The sequence below is a fragment of the Streptomyces cyslabdanicus genome (assembly GCF_052663305.1).
On sequence record NZ_JBQRUW010000052.1, the window covers coordinates 1 to 17,315 of the forward strand.

General features: G+C 71.9%; 17 protein-coding genes and 1 pseudogene. 10 read left to right on the forward strand and 8 right to left on the reverse strand.

Annotated elements, in window-relative coordinates; all coding sequences use genetic code 11:
* Nucleotides 1-90: 90 nt before the first annotated feature.
* Nucleotides 91-1,233: a glycoside hydrolase family 19 protein gene (locus tag ACTYVM_RS28830; RefSeq protein WP_445528765.1), complete on the reverse strand. Its 1,143-nt coding sequence runs from the start codon at nt 1,231-1,233 to the stop codon at nt 91-93.
* A 348-nt stretch (nt 1,234-1,581) separates the two neighbouring features.
* On the opposite strand from ACTYVM_RS28830, the gene ACTYVM_RS28835 reads away from it, so the two are divergent.
* The 4 genes from ACTYVM_RS28835 to aspA all read left to right on the forward strand — a co-directional run bounded on the left by ACTYVM_RS28835 (nt 1,582) and on the right by aspA (nt 5,449).
* Entirely contained in the window at nt 1,582-1,929 is a 348-nt protein-coding gene (locus ACTYVM_RS28835; protein ID WP_445528766.1) for a DUF1330 domain-containing protein, read from the forward strand.
* 55 nt (nt 1,930-1,984) lie between these two features.
* Nucleotides 1,985-2,716: a FadR/GntR family transcriptional regulator gene (locus tag ACTYVM_RS28840; RefSeq protein ID WP_400033396.1), complete on the forward strand. Its 732-nt coding sequence runs from the start codon at nt 1,985-1,987 to the stop codon at nt 2,714-2,716.
* A gap of 11 nt (nt 2,717-2,727) precedes the next feature.
* Complete coding sequence (locus ACTYVM_RS28845) at nt 2,728-3,744, forward strand: asparaginase (protein WP_445528836.1); 1,017 nt, start codon at nt 2,728-2,730, stop codon at nt 3,742-3,744.
* 292 nt (nt 3,745-4,036) lie between these two features.
* Entirely contained in the window at nt 4,037-5,449 is a 1,413-nt protein-coding gene (aspA, locus tag ACTYVM_RS28850) for an aspartate ammonia-lyase (RefSeq protein WP_400033398.1), read from the forward strand.
* Nucleotides 5,450-5,506: 57 nt separating this feature from the next.
* Here aspA and ACTYVM_RS28855 read toward each other — a convergent pair whose 3' ends face one another.
* The gene (locus tag ACTYVM_RS28855; protein WP_445528767.1) at nt 5,507-5,944 is read right to left on the reverse strand and encodes a glutaredoxin domain-containing protein; all 438 of its coding nucleotides are present in this window, start codon (nt 5,942-5,944) and stop codon (nt 5,507-5,509) included.
* A gap of 275 nt (nt 5,945-6,219) precedes the next feature.
* Here ACTYVM_RS28855 and mptB point away from each other — a divergent pair, with 275 nt between their 5' ends.
* The 3 genes from mptB (at nt 6,220) to ACTYVM_RS28870 (ending at nt 10,007) form a co-directional block, all read left to right on the forward strand.
* Entirely contained in the window at nt 6,220-7,608 is a 1,389-nt protein-coding gene (gene mptB / locus ACTYVM_RS28860) for a polyprenol phosphomannose-dependent alpha 1,6 mannosyltransferase MptB (RefSeq protein ID WP_445528768.1), read from the forward strand.
* Nucleotides 7,605-8,855, forward strand: coding sequence for a glycosyltransferase family 87 protein (locus ACTYVM_RS28865; RefSeq protein WP_445528769.1), 1,251 nt, complete (start codon nt 7,605-7,607; stop codon nt 8,853-8,855). The genes mptB and ACTYVM_RS28865 overlap by 4 nt, the downstream gene beginning before the upstream one ends.
* A 129-nt stretch (nt 8,856-8,984) precedes the next feature.
* Nucleotides 8,985-10,007: a metallophosphoesterase gene (locus ACTYVM_RS28870; RefSeq protein WP_445528770.1), complete on the forward strand. Its 1,023-nt coding sequence runs from the start codon at nt 8,985-8,987 to the stop codon at nt 10,005-10,007.
* 54 nt (nt 10,008-10,061) lie between these two features.
* Here the strand turns inward: ACTYVM_RS28870 and ACTYVM_RS28875 are convergent, their stop codons facing one another.
* From ACTYVM_RS28875 to ACTYVM_RS28890, 4 genes are all read right to left on the reverse strand, one after another.
* Entirely contained in the window at nt 10,062-11,204 is a 1,143-nt protein-coding gene (locus ACTYVM_RS28875) for a site-2 protease family protein (RefSeq protein WP_445528771.1), read from the reverse strand.
* 156 nt (nt 11,205-11,360) lie between these two features.
* On the reverse strand, nt 11,361-12,944 hold the full coding sequence (locus tag ACTYVM_RS28880) for a multicopper oxidase family protein (RefSeq protein ID WP_445528772.1): 1,584 nt from the start codon (nt 12,942-12,944) through the stop codon (nt 11,361-11,363).
* Nucleotides 12,941-13,366, reverse strand: a complete 426-nt coding sequence (locus tag ACTYVM_RS28885) for a hypothetical protein (protein ID WP_445528773.1) — start codon at nt 13,364-13,366, stop codon at nt 12,941-12,943. The genes ACTYVM_RS28880 and ACTYVM_RS28885 overlap by 4 nt, the downstream gene beginning before the upstream one ends.
* Nucleotides 13,367-13,567: 201 nt before the next feature.
* Complete coding sequence (locus ACTYVM_RS28890; protein WP_445528774.1) at nt 13,568-14,041, reverse strand: MarR family winged helix-turn-helix transcriptional regulator; 474 nt, start codon at nt 14,039-14,041, stop codon at nt 13,568-13,570.
* A gap of 73 nt (nt 14,042-14,114) precedes the next feature.
* On the opposite strand from ACTYVM_RS28890, the gene ACTYVM_RS28895 reads away from it, so the two are divergent.
* A complete protein-coding gene (locus ACTYVM_RS28895; RefSeq protein WP_445528775.1) occupies nt 14,115-14,489 on the forward strand; it encodes a cupin domain-containing protein in 375 nt (124 codons plus the stop codon).
* A 32-nt stretch (nt 14,490-14,521) separates the two neighbouring features.
* On the opposite strand, the pseudogene ACTYVM_RS28900 reads toward ACTYVM_RS28895, so the two are convergent.
* Nucleotides 14,522-14,913: pseudogene (locus tag ACTYVM_RS28900) on the reverse strand (hypothetical protein); the annotation flags it as partial.
* 17 nt (nt 14,914-14,930) lie between these two features.
* The gene (locus ACTYVM_RS28905) at nt 14,931-15,524 is read right to left on the reverse strand and encodes a PadR family transcriptional regulator (protein WP_445528776.1); all 594 of its coding nucleotides are present in this window, start codon (nt 15,522-15,524) and stop codon (nt 14,931-14,933) included.
* A 72-nt stretch (nt 15,525-15,596) separates the two neighbouring features.
* On the opposite strand from ACTYVM_RS28905, the gene ACTYVM_RS28910 reads away from it, so the two are divergent.
* Nucleotides 15,597-16,067, forward strand: a complete 471-nt coding sequence (locus ACTYVM_RS28910; protein ID WP_445528777.1) for a hypothetical protein — start codon at nt 15,597-15,599, stop codon at nt 16,065-16,067.
* 1 nt (nt 16,068) lies between these two features.
* A complete protein-coding gene (locus tag ACTYVM_RS28915) occupies nt 16,069-17,235 on the forward strand; it encodes an FAD-dependent oxidoreductase (RefSeq protein ID WP_445528778.1) in 1,167 nt (388 codons plus the stop codon).
* Nucleotides 17,236-17,315: the final 80 nt, after the last annotated feature.

The window sequence follows — 17,315 nt, forward strand, 5'->3', positions numbered from 1 at the left end:
TTGGGCGTCTCTCCCTCCGGACAAAGGAGGGCGGGGGGGGAACCGGAACTCCACCGGTCCACGCCCCGCCTGGCAGGATAGGAGAACTGCTCAGCAGTACAGGTTGTCACCGGGGCTCACGCCGAGGATGGACGCGAAGCGCTGGTAGGCGTCCACGCGGCTCTGCACCTGGGCGGGGTTCCTGCCGTCGCACTCCAGGGAGCCGTTGATCGAGCGGATGGTCTGCCCGAAGCCGGCGCCGTTGACCATGGCGGCGTGCGGGGTCATGGTGCCGGGACCCGACTGGGTGTTCCAGTACCACAGACCGGTCTTCCAGGCCACGGACGCGTCGTTCTCCACCAACCAGGGGTTGTTGAGCAGGTCGATGCCGAGCGCGTCGCCGGCGGCCTTGTAGTTGAAGTTCCAGCTGAGCTGGATGGGCCCGCGGCCGTAGTAGGCCGCCTGTCCGGCGGGGCAGCCGTATGGCTGGTTCCCGTCGCAGTAGTGGGGGTAGTTGGCGGTGTTCTGCTCCACGACGTAGACCAGTCCGCCGGTCTCGTGACTGACGTTGGCCAGGAACGCGGCCGCCTCCTGCTTCTTGGTCGTGTCGCTGCCCGTACCGGCGAAGCCGGGGTAGGCGCTGAGCGCGGCGGTCAGCCCGCCGTAGGTGTAGAAGGGGTTCCGGTTCGGGAACATCTGGTTGAACTGGGCCTCGGAGACGACGAACCCGGACGGGTTGCCGCTGCCGCCGCTCGACGGTGCGTTCCACTTCTGGTTGGCGCCTCCGGTGCAGGTCCAGATCTGCAGGCGGGTGCTGTTGGCGCTGTTGTTGTCCCGGACGTCGAGACACTTGTCCGCGGCCGGGTTGACGATGTCGTGGGCGGCGGTGACGACCCACTGCTGGTTCGCTCCGCCGGAGCAGTCCCACAGCTGGACGGCGGCTCCGTCGGCCGTGCTGCGGTCGACGACGTCGAGGCACTTGCCGAGCGCCCGCAGCGTTCCGTCGCCGGGGTTGGACCACTGCTGGGCGTTCGTGCCGTTGCACTCGTAGAGCTGGACGGCCGTGCCGTTGGCGTCGCTCGCCGCGGCGACGTCGACGCACTTGCCGGCGAGGCCGGTGATCTGCCCGTCCGCCGCCCAGGCGGGCGAGACGGCGAACAGCGCGGAGAGGGCGAGGGCGAGCACGGCGCTGACCGTGAGCTTGGCCAGGGGTGCGCGTCTGCGGAGGTTCGTACCGAGGCGGGGGGTCGACATGTGGGGTGTGCTCCTGGGAGAGAGGCGGTCGGGTCACGGCGTGACCTCCGGGCTTCGTCGGATGCCCGGGGCAGATTGCGAGGGTGGGGGTGGGGGAGGGCGAGCCGGCGCCGGGCGTCGCTGCGACACGGGGACCCGACTCGACCTGGCACGGGGGAGCCTGACGGCCTGGAATCTAAAGGTCTAAACCAATGCGGTCAAGAGGTGTACATGACATTTGGCCGACAATCGAGGTGCCGACGGCCGCGTCGCCTGTGCGCGGGCGCTTACCTGTCAGGTCATCGCGCCCGGCGCACCCCGGTGCCAGGATCCCCGGTGTAGACAAGCCCGACCGGCCGGAAGGACGACATGCCCGCCTACGCCATAGCCCACCTGCAGGAGGCCGCTCCGCACCCGGAGATCGCCGAGTACATCGAGCGCATCAGCGCCACCTTCGAGCCCTACGGCGGCCGTTTCCTCGTGCACGCCGCGCGGCACGAGGTGAAGGAGGGCAGCTGGCCCGGGCACGTCGTGGTGATCTCTTTCCCCGGCATGGCCGAGGCGCGGGCCTGGTGGGACTCGCCCGCGTACCAGGAGATCGCGCCCCTGCGCTCGCGGCGCATCGAGGGCGACATCGTTCTGGTCCCGGGCGTCGCCGAGGGCTACGACCCGACCGCCGCCGCGAAGGTGATGCGGGAGGCGCTGCCCGCAGGGTAGCGCTCGGATCCGGCGCCACTTGACAGTCGGGCCTCGTCACCCGCAGGATCGCCTCGTGAACCTGTCAGACAGCCAGACAGGTGGCCTGGGGCCGCGGCGCGTCAGCGCCATGGAAGCGGTGCTCAGCCACCTTCGCGGTGCCATCGAGCGCGGCGACTACGCCATCGGCGACAAGCTCCCGTCGGAAGCCGAGCTGTGCCGCACCCTGGAGATCAGCCGGCCCGTGCTGCGGGAGGCCCTGCGGGCCCTGCAGACGATGGGACTCACGGTCTCCAGGACCGGCAAGGGCACCTTCGTCGTGGCCAACGCCGTCGAGGACCCCACCTTCGGCGACTACGCGGCCAGCGACCTGCTGGAGGTGCGCCGCCACGTCGAGATCCCGGTCGCCGGGTACGCGGCGCAGCGCCGCACCGCGGAGGACCTCGACCACCTGGCCCACCTCCTGGAGCGGATGGAGCAAGAGACGGACACCACCGCGTGGGTCGCGATGGACACCGTCTTCCACCTGGCCGTGGCCGAGGCCGCCCAGAACCCGGTCTTCCGCCGGGTGATCGAGGAGATCCGGGACGCACTGGCCCGCCAGTCCGCCTTCCTCAACGAACTCGGCGGCCGGCGCGAGCAGTCCAACCGCGAGCACCGGGCGATCGTCGAGGCGCTGGCCGACGGTGCCGAGCGCGACGCGGTGCGGGCCATGACCCACCACCTCGACCGCGTCGAGATGACCCTGACCGACATCATGCGGCCGCCACGCGCGGACGCCCTCACGGAGAACGGACCCGAGGCGTGAACCAGGCAGTGATGGACACAAGCGCGGTGGCCGGGGCCCCCGCGGTCCGGGAGCCCCGGCACGTCCCCGTCGCGCACCTCGTCCGCGGCGGGGTCGTCGAAGGCGTCCACTACGGCTCGGTCGTGGTCCTGGGCGCCGACGGAGCCGTGGAGCTGCGACTCGGCGACATCGAGGCCGCCTTCTACCCGCGTTCGGCGATCAAGCCGGTGCAGGCGGTGGCGATGCTCCGGGCCGGGCTGCCGCTCGACGGGGAACTGCTCTCGCTGACCGCGGCCAGCCACTCCGGGGAGGAGCGGCACCTGGCCGGCACCCGGCGCATCCTGGAGCTGGCCGACGTCACCGAGGACGACCTGCGCAACGTCCCCGACCTGCCGTACGACCCGGTCGTCCGCGACGCCTGGGTGCGCGAGGGCCGCCTGCCGTCCCGGCTCGCGCAGAACTGCTCCGGCAAGCACGCGGCCATGCTCTACACCTGCAAGCTCAACGGCTGGCCGCTTGCGGACTACCTCGCTCCGGGCCACCCGTTGCAGCGGGCCGTCGCCGAGACCGTCGAGGACCTCACCGGGCAGGCGATCGCCCGGGTGACCGTCGACGGCTGCGGAGCGCCCCTGTTCGCCGTCTCGCTGCACGGGCTCGCGCGCGCCGCGGCCCGGATCACCACCGCACCGGCCGGCACCCCCGAGGCGCGGGTGGCGGACGCCATGCGCGAGCACGCCGAGACGGCCTCCGGCTCCGGGCGGGACGTCGCCGCGCTGATGCGCGCCGTGCCCGGACTGCTCGCCAAGGACGGCTTCGAGGGTGTCCAGGTCGCCGCGCTGCCGGACGGCCGGGCCGTCGCCGTGAAGATCGCCGACGGAGCGAACCGGGCACGCGTCCCGGTCGCCGCCGCGGCCCTCGCCCGGGCCGGGGTCGACGCGGCCGCGCTCGCCGGGTTCGCGGGGGAGCCCCTGCTCGGCGGCGGCGAACCGGTCGGCAGCGTCCGGCCCACCCGCGCGCTCGACCCCGCACCGGGCTCCGGGCACCGCTAGGCCCTGTCGCCAAACTCCCGTCTGCCCCGCGACGCCATGCACGCACTCTCGCCGCACCGGGCCCTGACCCAAGTACATCCAGTACGAGGGCCAGGGCCCGGCACGCCGAGAGCACGCACCTGACGCCGCGAGGCCCGCCCTCCGGGCGAACGACGGGAGTTTGACGACAGGACCTAGGCCCTGTCGTCAAACTCCCGCCTGCCCCGCGACAGGCCCCAGGGCTGTATCGAGCTCCACGCCCGGACGCCTGCCCGACCCGACCGTCCACCTCCGAAAGAGGACCCGCACCGCCATGACCGCCGCCGCCCACCGCAGTGAGCACGACCTGCTCGGCCACCGCGACGTACCCGCCGAGGCCTACTGGGGCATCCACTCCCTGCGCGCCCGGGAGAACTTCCCCATCACGGGGACGCCGATCTCCGCCTACCCGCACCTGATCGACGCCCTCGCCGCCGTCAAGGAGGCCGCCGCCCTCGCCAACGAGGAACTCGGCCTGCTGGAGCCGCGGAAGGCCGCCGCGATCGTCGAGGCCTGCCGTGAGATCCGCGACGGCAAGCTGCACGACGAGTTCGTCGTCGACGTCATCCAGGGCGGCGCCGGCACCTCCACCAACATGAACGCCAACGAGGTCGTCGCCAACCGCGCGCTGGAACTGCTCGGCCACGCCAAGGGCGAGTACCAGCACCTGCACCCCAACGAGGACGTCAACCTCGGCCAGTCCACCAACGACGTCTACCCGACCGCCGTCAAGATCGCGACGGTGTTCGCCGTGCGCGGCCTGCTCAAGGCGATGGCCGTACTCCAGGACGCCTTCGCCGGCAAGGCCGTAGAGTTCCGCGATGTGCTCAAGATGGGGCGCACCCAGCTCCAGGACGCGGTGCCGATGACGCTGGGGCAGGAGTTCTCCACGTTCGCGGTCATGCTCGACGAGGACCGCCTCCGGCTCGCGGAGGCCGTCGAACTGATCCACGAGATCAACCTCGGCGCCACGGCGATCGGCACCGGCCTCAACGCCCCCGCCGGATACGCCGAGTCGGCCCGCCGCCACCTCGCCCGGATCACCGGTCTGCCGCTGGTGACGGCCGCCAACCTGGTGGAGGCCACCCAGGACTGCGGTGCCTTCGTGCAGATGTCCGGCGTGCTCAAGCGGATCGCCGTCAAGCTCTCCAAGAGCTGCAACGACCTGCGTCTGCTGTCCTCCGGTCCGCGCGCGGGACTCAACGAGATCAACCTGCCACCGGTGCAGGCCGGTTCGAGCATCATGCCCGGCAAGGTCAACCCGGTGATCCCCGAGGTCGTCAACCAGGTCGCGTTCGAGGTGATAGGCAACGACGTGACCATCACCATGGCCGCCGAGGCCGGTCAGCTCCAGCTGAACGCCTTCGAACCGGTCATCCTGCACTCCCTCTCCGAGAGCATCACGCACCTGGAGCGCGCCTGCCTGACCCTCGCCGAGCGGTGCGTGTCCGGCATCACGGCCAACACGGCGCAGCTGCGTGCCGCGGTGGAGAACTCCATCGGTCTGGTCACCGCCCTCAACCCGCACATCGGGTACGAGGCGGCCACTGGCATCGCCAAGGAGGCCCTGGCCACCGGTCGTGGCGTCGCCGAACTCGTCCTGGAGAAGGGGCTGCTGCCGGCCGAGCGTCTCGAGGCGCTGCTGCGGCCCGAGGTGCTCGCGGGCAGCGGTTCGCCGAAGGTCTGAGCCGTCACCCGCCCGGGGAGTCGGCAGTCGTCCTCTCCGGGCGGGCACCGCTCCTGATCACACGGAAGGGGAAAGCTGTTCGCGCACCCATTCAGGATCGGGGTTGGTGTGCGGCCGGTCCGCCACGAAGACGGTCGGCACGGTCTCGTTGCCGTCGTTGACCGCCCTCACCGCAGCGGCTCCGGCCGGGTCACGCCAGATGTTGACCCAGTGCGCCCGGCGGGCGCTGCGGCCCAACCGGAGACGCAGTCGCAGACAGTACGTGCAGCCCGGACGCCAGAAGACGACCGGGCGCCCGTCGGCCGCGCTGCGGCGTCGCGCCTCCAGCGCACCGATCGACCGCGGGAAGATCAGAGGCGAGTTCACGCCCGCGAGCAGGACGAACACCAGAAGGAGTGCTACGGCTGCGCCGGAACTCCCCGTGAAGGCCAGCCTGGTGGCAGCGGCTGCGCCACCGAGCACGAAGGTCACCGGCAAGATCCAGGCGCGTGTCATGGTGACGCAGGCTAGCCGCTGCCAACAGCCTCTGGCCAGGGACCCCTGCGGCCTGGAGCGGCGGTGGGTACGCGCTCGCCGCCTCGCGGGCAGCCGCCGCCTCCGCGCTCTTGGCCGCCTCGAGTGCCACCGGCGCCGTGCCGCGCGGGGATTTCCCTTCACGTCATCTGTCATGTGCACGCAGCGCACACGGCGGTCATGCGCACGCCGCCCGGCCGAGGGGCGTGCGTCGCCTTCCGGCCACCAGGCGTTGACACGCTTTCCGAGTGTTGGCCATGGCTTTCCCCGTCGATCTCCGCCGCTGCCAGGCCCTCGGACTGGCCGGTACCGCCTTCCTCGCATTGGGCGGTCAGACCGCCGGGGCCCTGCCGGTCGCGGATCTGGTCTCTCCCGAGTCCGGACGCGCCGCCCTCGGACTGGTGGGGGTGTACTTCGGCGTCGTTCTGCTGATCGCCGCGTGGGCGCTGCTCGGCCGGTTGATCCGCGGCCCCGAGCCGCCCACGCCCCGCGCCCTGCTGCTCGTCCTGGCCATGTGGGCGGCACCGCTGCTGCTGGCGCCGCCGCTGTTCAGCCGGGACGTGTACAGCTATCTCGCGCAGGGCGCCATGGTCGACGCCCACCTCGACGTGTACGCGCACGGGCCGGCGCAACTCGGCGGACCGCTCGCGGCCGAGGTCGCGCCGGTGTGGCGGGACACCGCGGCCCCGTACGGTCCGGTCTTCCTCGTCGTGGCCTCCGCCCTGTCCGGCCTGACCCGCGGGGAACTGCCGGCCGGCCTGCTCGGCATGCGGCTGGTCGCCCTGCTCGGCGTGGCCCTCATGGCCGTCGCGCTGCCGCGGCTCGCCCGCCAGTGCGGAGCCGATCCCGCCGCCGCGCTGTGGCTCGGCGCCCTCAACCCGCTGGTGCTGCTGCACCTGGTCGCCGGCGCCCACAACGACGCCATCATGCTGGGGCTGCTCGGCATCGGTCTGCTCGCCGCCCGCGGCCGCCTGTACGTCCTCGGGATCGTCCTGATCACGCTCGCCGCGCTGGTGAAGGCGCCGGCCGCGCTCGGCCTGCTGGCCGTGATCGCGCTGCGCCGGCACACCGGAGTGGTGCGTGCGGTCGTGACGACCACCGCGGTCGCGCTCGCCACCACGGTCGTGGCGACCGCCCTCGCGGGCACGGGATACGGCTGGGTCGCGGCCCTGCGGACACCCGTCTCGCCGCACAACTGGTCGCCCACCAGCGTCCTCGGCCGGGTCACGGGCGACGTCCTCGCACAGCTGGGCAGCGGCCTCGCGCCGCTCGCCACCCCGCTCTGGCACGCGGCGGGCCTGCTCGCGACCACGGCCGTAGTGCTGTTCATCTGGCTCAGGCTGCGCCCCGGCCCGATCTACGCGCTCGGACTGAGCCTGGCCGCCGTGGCCGTGCTCGGACCGGCGATCCGGCCCTGGTACGCCCTGTGGGGACTGTTCCTCATCGCCGCCGCCGCGCCCAGCTCCTCCGTCCGCCACCGGGTGGCCGCCGCGACCGCCGTCCTCGCGCTCGCCGTACTGCCGAGCGGCGGCCCGCCCGACCTCGCCCAGGTGGTCCTGGCGGGCTGCGGAGGCGCGCTCGCCCTGGTCGTCCTGTGGCAGGCGCACCAGACGGCCCAGGCGCCGGTGCTGGGAGGGACCGCGTGAGACTGCCGCGTACCGACCGGGGACGGCTCGTCCTCGTCCTGTGCCTCGCCGTGGCCGTGACGGTCTTCACCGCCACGGTGCCGCTGCTGCGCGGCTGGTTCGACCTGCGCGTCTACTACGGTGCCGTGAACGACTGGGTGCACCACGGCGGCCGCGTCTACGACTACCAGGTACCGGGGACCGCCTACGGGTTCACCTACCCGCCGTTCGCCGCCCTGACCATGCTGCCGATGGCACTCGTCGGCCCGAACACGGCGATCGCGGGGGCGCTGCTGCTCAACCTCGTCGCCGTCGCCGCCGTGCTGTGGATGCTCGCCGGCCAGGAACTGCGCCGCCACGGCTGGTTCGGCTGGGCCCTGGCGGCCTGTGCGCTGGCGCTGCTCGAACCCGTGCGGGACACCGTCAGCTTCGGGCAGGTCAACCTCCTGCTGCTGGCGCTCGTGCTCGCCGACGGCTGGCTGCTGTCCAGCGGGCGCGGCCGCTGGGCGGGGGTGGGCATCGGGCTCGCGGCGGCCGTCAAGCTCACCCCCGCGGTCTTCATCGGCCTGCTGCTGCTCGCCCGGCGCCGACGGGCCGCCGCCGTCGCGACCGCCGTCACCGCCGCCGCCACCGCCCTCGCGGCCCTGGCGGCACCGGACGCGTCCCGCTTCTACTGGACGCGCGCCGTCTGGGACACCACCCGCGTCGGCCGCCTCGACTACGTCTCCAACCAGTCCCTCCAGGGCGTCCTCGCCCGGCTCGCGGCGCCCGGCGAACCCAGCCGCGCCGCCTGGGCCCTGGCCGTCGTGCTCGTCCTGGCGGTGTGGGCGTGGCGCACCCGCCGGGCGCTGCGCGCAGGCGACTGGCGGGCCGCCTTCGCCCTCACGGGGCTGGTCTCCTGCCTGATCAGCCCGATCACCTGGGTGCACCATCTCGTCTGGCTGCTGCCGTCGTTCGCGGTCCTGGTGCACGCACGCCGCCTGCGGACCGCGGCCGTCCTGTACGGGCTGCTGTGCACCAGCGTGGTCTGGCTGTGGTTCGACGACGCCTCCGGACTCGACGGCTTCCTCGGCAGCAACACCTACGTGTGGATCACCCTGGTCCTGCTGTTGACCCTGCCGACCGGCCGGCCCCAGGTCACGAGCCCGCCCCTCAGCGGCGGCACCGGAGCACCCGCGCCGGCGACCGTCCCCGTCTCCGGCAGCTCGGGGCCGCCCCCCGCGCGCGCCGGGGTGGGCGGGAAAGCGACGACAGCCCCCGGGCCATGACCGCGGACCGCGGCGCGGATCCCGGACGATCTTGGTGTACGGCTCCTGTTCATCCCCCCCTCATTCCGGTTCGAGGCGGAGTTAAGGGCTGGGCAGAACAGTGCTGCCGCATCCCACCAGGAGGTTTCGATGAGATCGTGGCGTCGCGCAGCATCCGTCGTATTGGCCCTGAGCGCCCTCGCCCTCGCACTGACGAACCAGTCGGCGACGGCCGACCCCGGACACAACCGCTTCAGCTTCGCGGTGATCGGCGACATTCCCTACGGCGACGCGCAGATCGCCGACTTCCCCAACGTCATCGGCCAGATCAACGCCGACCGTGACGTACAGGTCGTCGCCCACATCGGCGACATCAAGGACGGCTCCACCGTCTGCAGCGACGACTACTTCCAGATGGTCAAGTCGGACTTCGACATGTTCGAGGACCCGCTGGTCTACACGGTGGGCGACAACGAGTGGACCGACTGCCACCGCGCCAACAACGGAGGCTACGACCCGCTGGAGCGCCTGGCCGCCATCCGCAAGGTCTTCTTCCCCAAGGCGGACCACACGCTCGGCCGCAACAGCGTCAAGGTGACCTCGCAGGCCGACCAGGGCTACCCCGAGAACGTCCGGTACACCCGGGCGGACGTCGCCTTCGCCGCCCTGCACATCGTCGGCAGCAACAACAGCATGGCCCCGTGGACCGGCAACACCTCGGCCACACCGGAGCAGGCGGCCGAGGTGCTCGGCCGTACGGCCGCCGTGGTGCAGGAGATCCGCGACACCTTCGCGGACGCCCGGCGCACCAACAACAAGGCCGTTGTGCTGCTCACCCAGGCCGACATGTTCGACCCGACGGTCACCGACGCGACCTTCGCGGACTACTACGCCTTCCAGCCGATCGTCAGGGCGATCGCCGAGGAGTCGGCCAAGTTCCGTGGCCCGGTGTACCTCTTCAACGGCGACAGCCACGTCTACAAGAGTGACAAGCCGCTGGACACCGGTTCCAAGTGGCGCTCCTTCTACGGCGTCGACACCGTCGTCCCCAACCTCAGCCGGGTCACCATCGACGGCTCGACCAACGTCGGCAACTGGCTGAAGGTGACGATCGATCCGGGCAGCAAGCAGGTCCTCAGCTGGACCCGGGTGCCCTTCACCCACGCGAAGTGACCTCCCTCCGGTGACCTCCCTCCGGGAGACACCACGCGGGGAGCATCCGGCCTCTCACACCGGGTGCTCCCTGCGGGCCGACGGATCCCGGTAGCGCCGGCGAGACCGGTCGATGTCGTGCGCGGTGATGATCCCGTCGAGCCGGCCGTCGTCCATGACCAGGATGGGCAGTCCGCCGCCCGCGTTGCCGAGACGCTCCAGGACGGAGTTCAGCAGCTCGTCCGGCGCGGCGAGGGTGCACCGGGACAGCGGGGTCGCGAGGTCCCGTGCCCGCAGCACCTCCCGCCGGCCGGGCGGTACGGAGGCCAGCCGGCGCAGCTGGAGGAGGCCGCTGGGATGACCGTTGAAGTCCAGCAGGGGCACCACCGAGTGTCCTGTTCGGGTGGCCACCTCGGACAGGAAGCGGCCCACGGTCAGCCAGTCGGGCCCGGTGACCACCGGAGTGGTCATCGTCTGACCCACCCGTACGCCGCGCAGGGCGGTGACCAGCTCCGCCCACCGCCGCTCGGCCGCGGCGGTACCGGCCACGAACAGACCGATGGCCATCAGCCACAAGCCGCCCGTCATGCCCCTCAGGAGCACCACCCAACCGGCGGCGGCCAGCGCCATGCCCACGACCTGTCCGCTGCGGCCGGCGGCCCGCTGGGCCCGCTCGCGGTCCCCCGTGCGCCACCACACCGCCGCCTGGACCAGCCGGCCTCCGTCCAGAGGCGCGGCGGGCAGCAGGTTGAAGACACCCAACAGCAGGTTCGTGCCGCCCAGCCAGCCCAGCACGGCGACCGGGATCCGCCATCTCAACGTCGCGTCCACCCCGGCCGCCGCGCCCAGCCAGACACCGCCGAGCAGCAGGCTGGCGACCGGCCCGCTGACGGCGACCGAGAACGCCGTGCGGGCAGTCGTCGGCCGGTCCATCCGGGTCAGCCCACCGAGCGCCCACAGCGTCACGTCCCGCACGGTTATCCCCGCCCGGCGGGCCGTCAGCGCGTGCGCCACCTCGTGCACCACCAGACTCGCCAGCAACAGCGAGGCACCGACGACCCCGCCCGCCGCGTACACCACAGGCGGCCGGCCCGCCTCGTAGCTGGGCAGCGTCCAGCTGGCCAGACCGTACGCGAAGAAGAGCATGACCAGCGGCACGCTCCAGTGGGCCTGAATCGCCAGCCCTCGGATGCTTCCGATCCGGATCGAACCCTTCATTCCCATCACCGCCGACAGGTCACGCCCTCCGGCGTATCCACCGCCCTCTCTCCAGGGTCCGCCCCGGACCGACGAAAGGAAACATCCGATTCCCGGCCGGAGGAGAACGCGCGACGGCGACCCGGACGCCGGCGGCCGGCCGCTGCGCGCACGGGACTACTCGGTCACGAAGTCGCCCATCATGGCCATGTCCTCGTGCTCCAGGTTGTGGCAGTGGAGCATGAAGGGGCCGGTGTAGTCGGTGAAGCGGACGACCACCTCGACGGCCTCGGCCGGGCGGAGGGCCACGGTGTCCTTCCAGCCGTGGTCGTAGGCCCCGAGGTCGTGGTTGTTCCGCGAGACCACCTGGAAGTGGTTGAGGTGGAGGTGGACCGGGTGGTGGAAGTTGGTGGTGAACCGCCACACCTCGGTCTGTCCCAGCTTGGGCCTGGCCAGGGCCCGGCCCGGCCGGTACTCCAGGCCGTTGATGGTCCACCCCTCGACCGAGCCACGGAAGTGGAAGTCCCGGGTGACCGCGGCCCGGGCGGGGTTCAGCGCGACCACTTCGCTGAGCTTCTCCGGCACCCTGGTGTCGTCCTCGGGTGAGCCGGACCCCACGTCGAAGCGCATGACCTCGGCGGTCCTGCCGTCTCCGAAGCGGTTCAGCAGGCGCACCTCGGTGCCCGCGCGGTACCGGGAGAAGTCGGTGACGACGTCGAAGCGTTCGGCGGGTGCGATCTCCAACGCGTCGTGGCGACGGGGTCCGGACAGCAGCCCGCCGTCGCCGCCGATCTGCACGAAGGCGCCCCCACCTTCGGGCTGGGGGTCCAACTCCAGCTTGTACACCCGGGCGTTGGAGGCGTTGAGGAACCGCAGCCGATAGCGCAGCCGCTCCACCTGGTGCACCGGCCAGGGCGCTCCGTTGACCAGCACCACATCACCCAGCACGCCGTTCATATAGGCGTCGGTGACGCCCGGCGCGTGAAATCCCGGATCCAGCATGGGGTAACGGAACGATCCGTCCTCCGCGAAGGACCGGTCCGTGATCATCAGCGGAACGTCACGCTCGCCGCTCGGCAGCGGCAGCCGCTCCTCCTCGTCGTCGTGGACGAGATGGAAGCCGGCCAGCCCCCTCCACACGCTCGCGCCGGTGTAGCCCATGCGGTGATCGTGGTACCAGAGCGTCGCCGCGCGCTGCTCGAAGGGGTAGGTGTAGCTCCGCACCCCCTCGGCCAGGTCCATCGCCCCGTGGTCCATGGACATGCCGTGCTTGCCGCCCGCCATGTCCTGGGCGGCGCGGTGGGCGTCGTAGGAGCCGTCGGCGGGCAGGATGAGCGAGGTCGGGTAGCCGTCGCTCGCCGCCGGGGTGTGCCCGCCGTGCAGGTGCACGACGACGGGCTGGTCCAGCTCGTTGCGGTGCCGGACCACGGTGCGCCGCCCGGAACGGGAGACGAGGGTGGGCCCCGGGAACGTTCCGCCGTACGTCCAGGCCTTCGTCCTGAGACCGGGCAGGATCTCCAGCTCGGCCACGCGCTGGGTGATGTCGTAGGTGTCCGTGGTGCCGGTGCTGGAGGCGGGCTCCAGCACCGGCGGCACGGGCAGGGGCACCTGGTAGGGCCGGGGCAGTTTCGCCGTGCTGGCGAGCAGTTCGCCGGGCTTGCCCTCGCTGAAGTAGGAGCGCAGCAGGGGCCAGCCCGCCAGGGTCACGGCTCCCACGCCCAGGGCGGCGCCACCCGCGCTCAGGAAGGTACGCCGTCTCATGCGACCAGCTCCGGATCATGGTCCGGCGTATCCGGCGTACCGGGGGAGTCACCGGGTGGCAGCGGGGTGAGCATCACGCGCTGGGTGAGCATGGCCGCGGCCACGACGATGGCCACGCCGAGCACGACGTGCGCAGGCACGCTGTGCTTCACGCCGAGCACCACCTGTCCGAGGAGCGCGATCAGCAGCAGGACCGAGGGGAGGAGGAAGGAGGACGGCCCACCCGCCCGGCGCACCAGGAAGGCGGCCACGGCCATCACCATGGCCACGCCCACGATTCCGCGGGCCAGCATGCCGTGCATCGTCAGCATGTCGAAGTGCCCGCCCAGAAAGCCTCCGGCCAGGGCGACTTGGACGAGGAGCAGTACACCCTGGAGCAGGGCGAGGGTACGGACGGCGAGCAGGGAGCGACGTAAGAGCATACGGATACCTCAGCTCTGTCTAGACTTATGGGATGTGCGGCAGCGGAAGGGCACACAGGCGTACACAGGTGTAGAACCCGGGTCATCGAACCGTTTGGGGACTGCGGGGCGCAACCCCAATGCCGAGTCCTGAGTGGCGTCTTTGCAATCCGTCCCGCAGTCCGTCGATGTGGGCGAGCCGCATCCTGCCCGCACCCGCGGTCACCACACGGGGCGCAGCGGCGGGATCGAGTCGCCGGCCAACGCCCGGATGACGGCTACGAGTTCGGCTCGGGGCACCTGGAGCCCGGTTTCCTGGAGCCGCTTGGCCAGCTGCGCCTCCAGCTCGTGCAGCACCCGCCCGGCCACGGCCAGGTGCTCCTGTGCCCTGCCGGTCAGCACGACGAGTTTGCGCCGTCCGCCGGCTGGGTGCGGTTGACGCCGGACATACCCCCGTGCCTCGAGGTCGTCGACGATCTGGCCGGCGGCCTGCTTGGTGACGCCGAGTTGCTCGGCCAGTTCGCTGCTTGTCGCACCGGCCCCCTGGAGCATCTGGAAGACCATGCCGTGAACGGGGCGCAGGTCGGTGGGGTCGGCGGCTTCCAGACGGCTGACGAACTCGGAGAGGACCAGCTGGAAGGCCATACCGAGCAGGAAGGTGAGCTCGGTCCGCTCGAGGGGGTCGTGGGTCTCCATCGGTTCATCTTGACACAGCCGTGTAAAGCTCCTTTACTCAATGCGAGTAAAGCGACTTTACACAGGAGGCGTCATGCAGGTGATCAGTGAGAGCGAGCAGCGGACGACCCGGACGCCCGCGGGCTCGGTGTTCGGCCTGGCGGGCCCCAGTCAGGGCAGCAGTGAGGTCAGCACCTGGCGGGTGGAGCTCGGCGCCGACTCGGCCACACCTGTTCACGTGATCGATCGCGAACAGGTGTGGATGCCGCTGTCGGGGGAGTTCCTGGTCGAGGTGGACGGCGTGACCGGGCGGGCCGGGGTCGGCCAGGCGGTCGTCGTCCCCGCCGACGTGGTGCGGCGGCTCAAGGCCGTGGGCGGCCCCGCGGAGGCGCTGGTCGCCATGGTCGTCGGCGGCAAGGCGATGATGCCGGGCAGTGAGGAGAAGATCCCGCTTCCGTGGGCCGAGTGACCCTCCCCGAACACAAGCCGAGGACCAGGCGCGTGGTGGGTCATGACGAACACCGGGGTGCGGAACGGGAGTTCGTCCTGACCCGCCGGCCGCGCCACGCGTGGTCGTTCCAGGACCCGTGCCGGGGCCCGAACTTGTTGCGGCCCGTGATCTCGGCGCCGCTGCTCCGCGCGTAGTCCCGCGTGAAGTGGTCGTCGAGGCCCCGGCTCCCTTCGGGGGCGGTGCTGCGGACGCTGGGGGCGGATGCCGCGCGGGCCGGCCGTAGGCCGACTCGGGCTCGCCGTGGGCGGGTTCGGTTGGCCCCCGCGTGGCCCGCCGCCCAGGATCGGCGGGCCGGTGCCTCGAAGGCACCTACGCGGGGTAAGCGGAACGTACGCCTCCACCGGCCGGATCGGAAGACCCGTACCTGTGTGCCGCCGCTCACACAGGTACGGGCCGGGGTCAGGACGAGTCCCGGGCCAGGGCGGCCAGGGTCTCGTGGTCCCAGGTGAGGGTGCCGGAGCGGAGGTCGGACGTGACCGTGTCGAGCCAGTCGAGCTCCGCGGTCAGTACGGCGCGGCAGTACTCGTCCTCCAGCATGGTGATCCGTGGCAGCGCCATCCGCCGTGCCGCCTCGGCGGCGGTGTCCAGTTCGGCGAGCCGGGCCCGCACCTGTGCGGCGCGGGCGGTCAGGTCGGCCTGTACCTCCTGCGGCAGCAGCATCATCGTGAACGAGAGCGCGGCGGGGAACTCCGGGTACTCCGCCCGAGGAGCGGCGAGCATCTCCCGCAGCCACGCACGCGTCGCCGTGCGGCCCTCCTCGGTCACCTCGTAGACGGTGCGTTCGGGGTACTGCTGGTCCCGGCTGGTCTCGCGCACCGCGATCAGTCCGGCGCCGAGCAACCGGTCGATGGTCCGGTACAGGCTCGCCCGCTGGCTGACGTTGACGACCTGGTCCTTTCCCCACTGCTTGATCAGCCGCTGGATGCCGTACGGGTGCAGCGGCTGCATGTGCAGCAGCGAAAGGACGGTGAGGCCGAGGGGGGAACTGCGCATGGTCCGAGCCTAGCGGAATGATCTCAGGGAAACTAGTTGACGTGGTACTAGTTTCACTGCAACTATCAAGCCATGACGACGCCGACCCGACTCGCGTCCGCCGAGCGCATCCACGCGGACCACGCCACCGTGAAGCACCTGGGCCACTGGACCGAGGCCACCGAGTTCGACGTGCACGCCCGCCACGCCACGGTCGTGCTGGACCTGCGCTCCCCGTACATCGCCTGGGACGAGCCGCTGACCATGGATCTGGAACTCGTCCGTGGCGCGATCACCCTGCTGCTGCCCGACGAGGTCGCCGTGGACCGCCGCGACCTCGCCTTCGCCCGCCGCGGCCGGGTGAAGGACGCGCAGCCCGGCGCCGGGCCGGCCAGGCTGCGGCTGGTCGGAGCGGTCAGCGACGGCGAGATCCGGATCCGCCGCGGCGGGAGTGCCCAGCTCACCGCCATGTGCTCCCGCGGCTACCTGGACGACCTGCGCCGCGCCCACCGCGAAGGCGGCCTGCCCACCGTCGACGACCCCACCCGGGAGAGGACCCGCTGACATGACCCGCACTCGCTCCGCCATCGTCGTGGGGGGCGGCATCGCCGGCCCGGTGGCAGCCCTCGCGCTGCGCCGGGCCGGGATCGAGGCCACCGTGCACGAGTCCCACCCCACGACCGCCGACGGCATCGGTGGCGCCCTGAGCGTCGCCCCCAACGGCCGGGCCGCTCTCGGCCTGGTCGGACTCGACCGGGTCGGCGTCCCGATGAACGCCGTCGTGCTCCAGAACCACAGGGGCCGGGTCATCACCGAGATCCGCCAGCCCATGCAGTTCACCTGGCGCGCCGACCTCTACCGGCGGCTCTACGACCTGGCCCTACGTCAGGGCGTCCCGGTCCACCACGGCCACGAACTCGTCGACGTCCGCGACAGCGGCACCGGTATCAGGGCGGTCTTCGCCGACGGCACCACCAGCGAGGAGGCCGACGTCCTGATCGGTGCGGACGGGCTGCGCTCCACCGTCCGCCGGCTGATCGACCCCCGGGCTCCCCGGCCGCGCTACTCGGGACTGCTCGGCTTCGGTGCCCGCGTCGACGGCGCTGGACTGCCGCCCACCGGCGACCGGATGTACATGGCCTTCGGACGCCGGGCCTTCTTCGGGTACCAGACGTTCGACGACGGCACCGGCGTCTGGTTCGCCAACCTCCCCCACCCGTACGCGACGTGGCAACAGGTGCGGCAGACCCCGAACGAGGAGTGGCTGCGCCGGCTGGGCGAGGCCTTCGCCGGTGACACCGTCCCCGCCCTGGACCTGCTGCGGCGCACCCCGCCCGAAGCCCTGGTCACCGCGGGCCCCATGGAGGACCTGCCGCACGTCCCGCACTGGCACCGCGGCCGGATGGTGCTGGTGGGCGACTCCGCCCACGCCACCTCTCCCAGCTCCGGCCAGGGCGCCTCACTCGCCGCGGAGAGCGCCGTGGAACTCGCCCGCGCGCTCCGGGACCTGCCGCACGCACAGGCCTTCGCCGCCTACGAGCGTGGCCGCCGCGCCCGGGTCGAGCGGGTCATCGCCCAGGCCGCCCGCACCAACAGCGGTAAGGCCGCCGGGCCCGTCGGCCGGGTGTTCCGCGACGCCCTCCTGCCGCTCTTCGCCCGCCTCGCCACCCCCGAGAAGTCGGCCTGGCAGTACGACCACCGGATCCCCTGGGACGCCGCCGTCGCCGCCTGAGCGCCGCCTGGGGACGGACCGCGTCGAGCGGAGCCGCACGGCCCCGGCGGTCAGGGACTCGCCGGGGCCGCGTGCTGCCG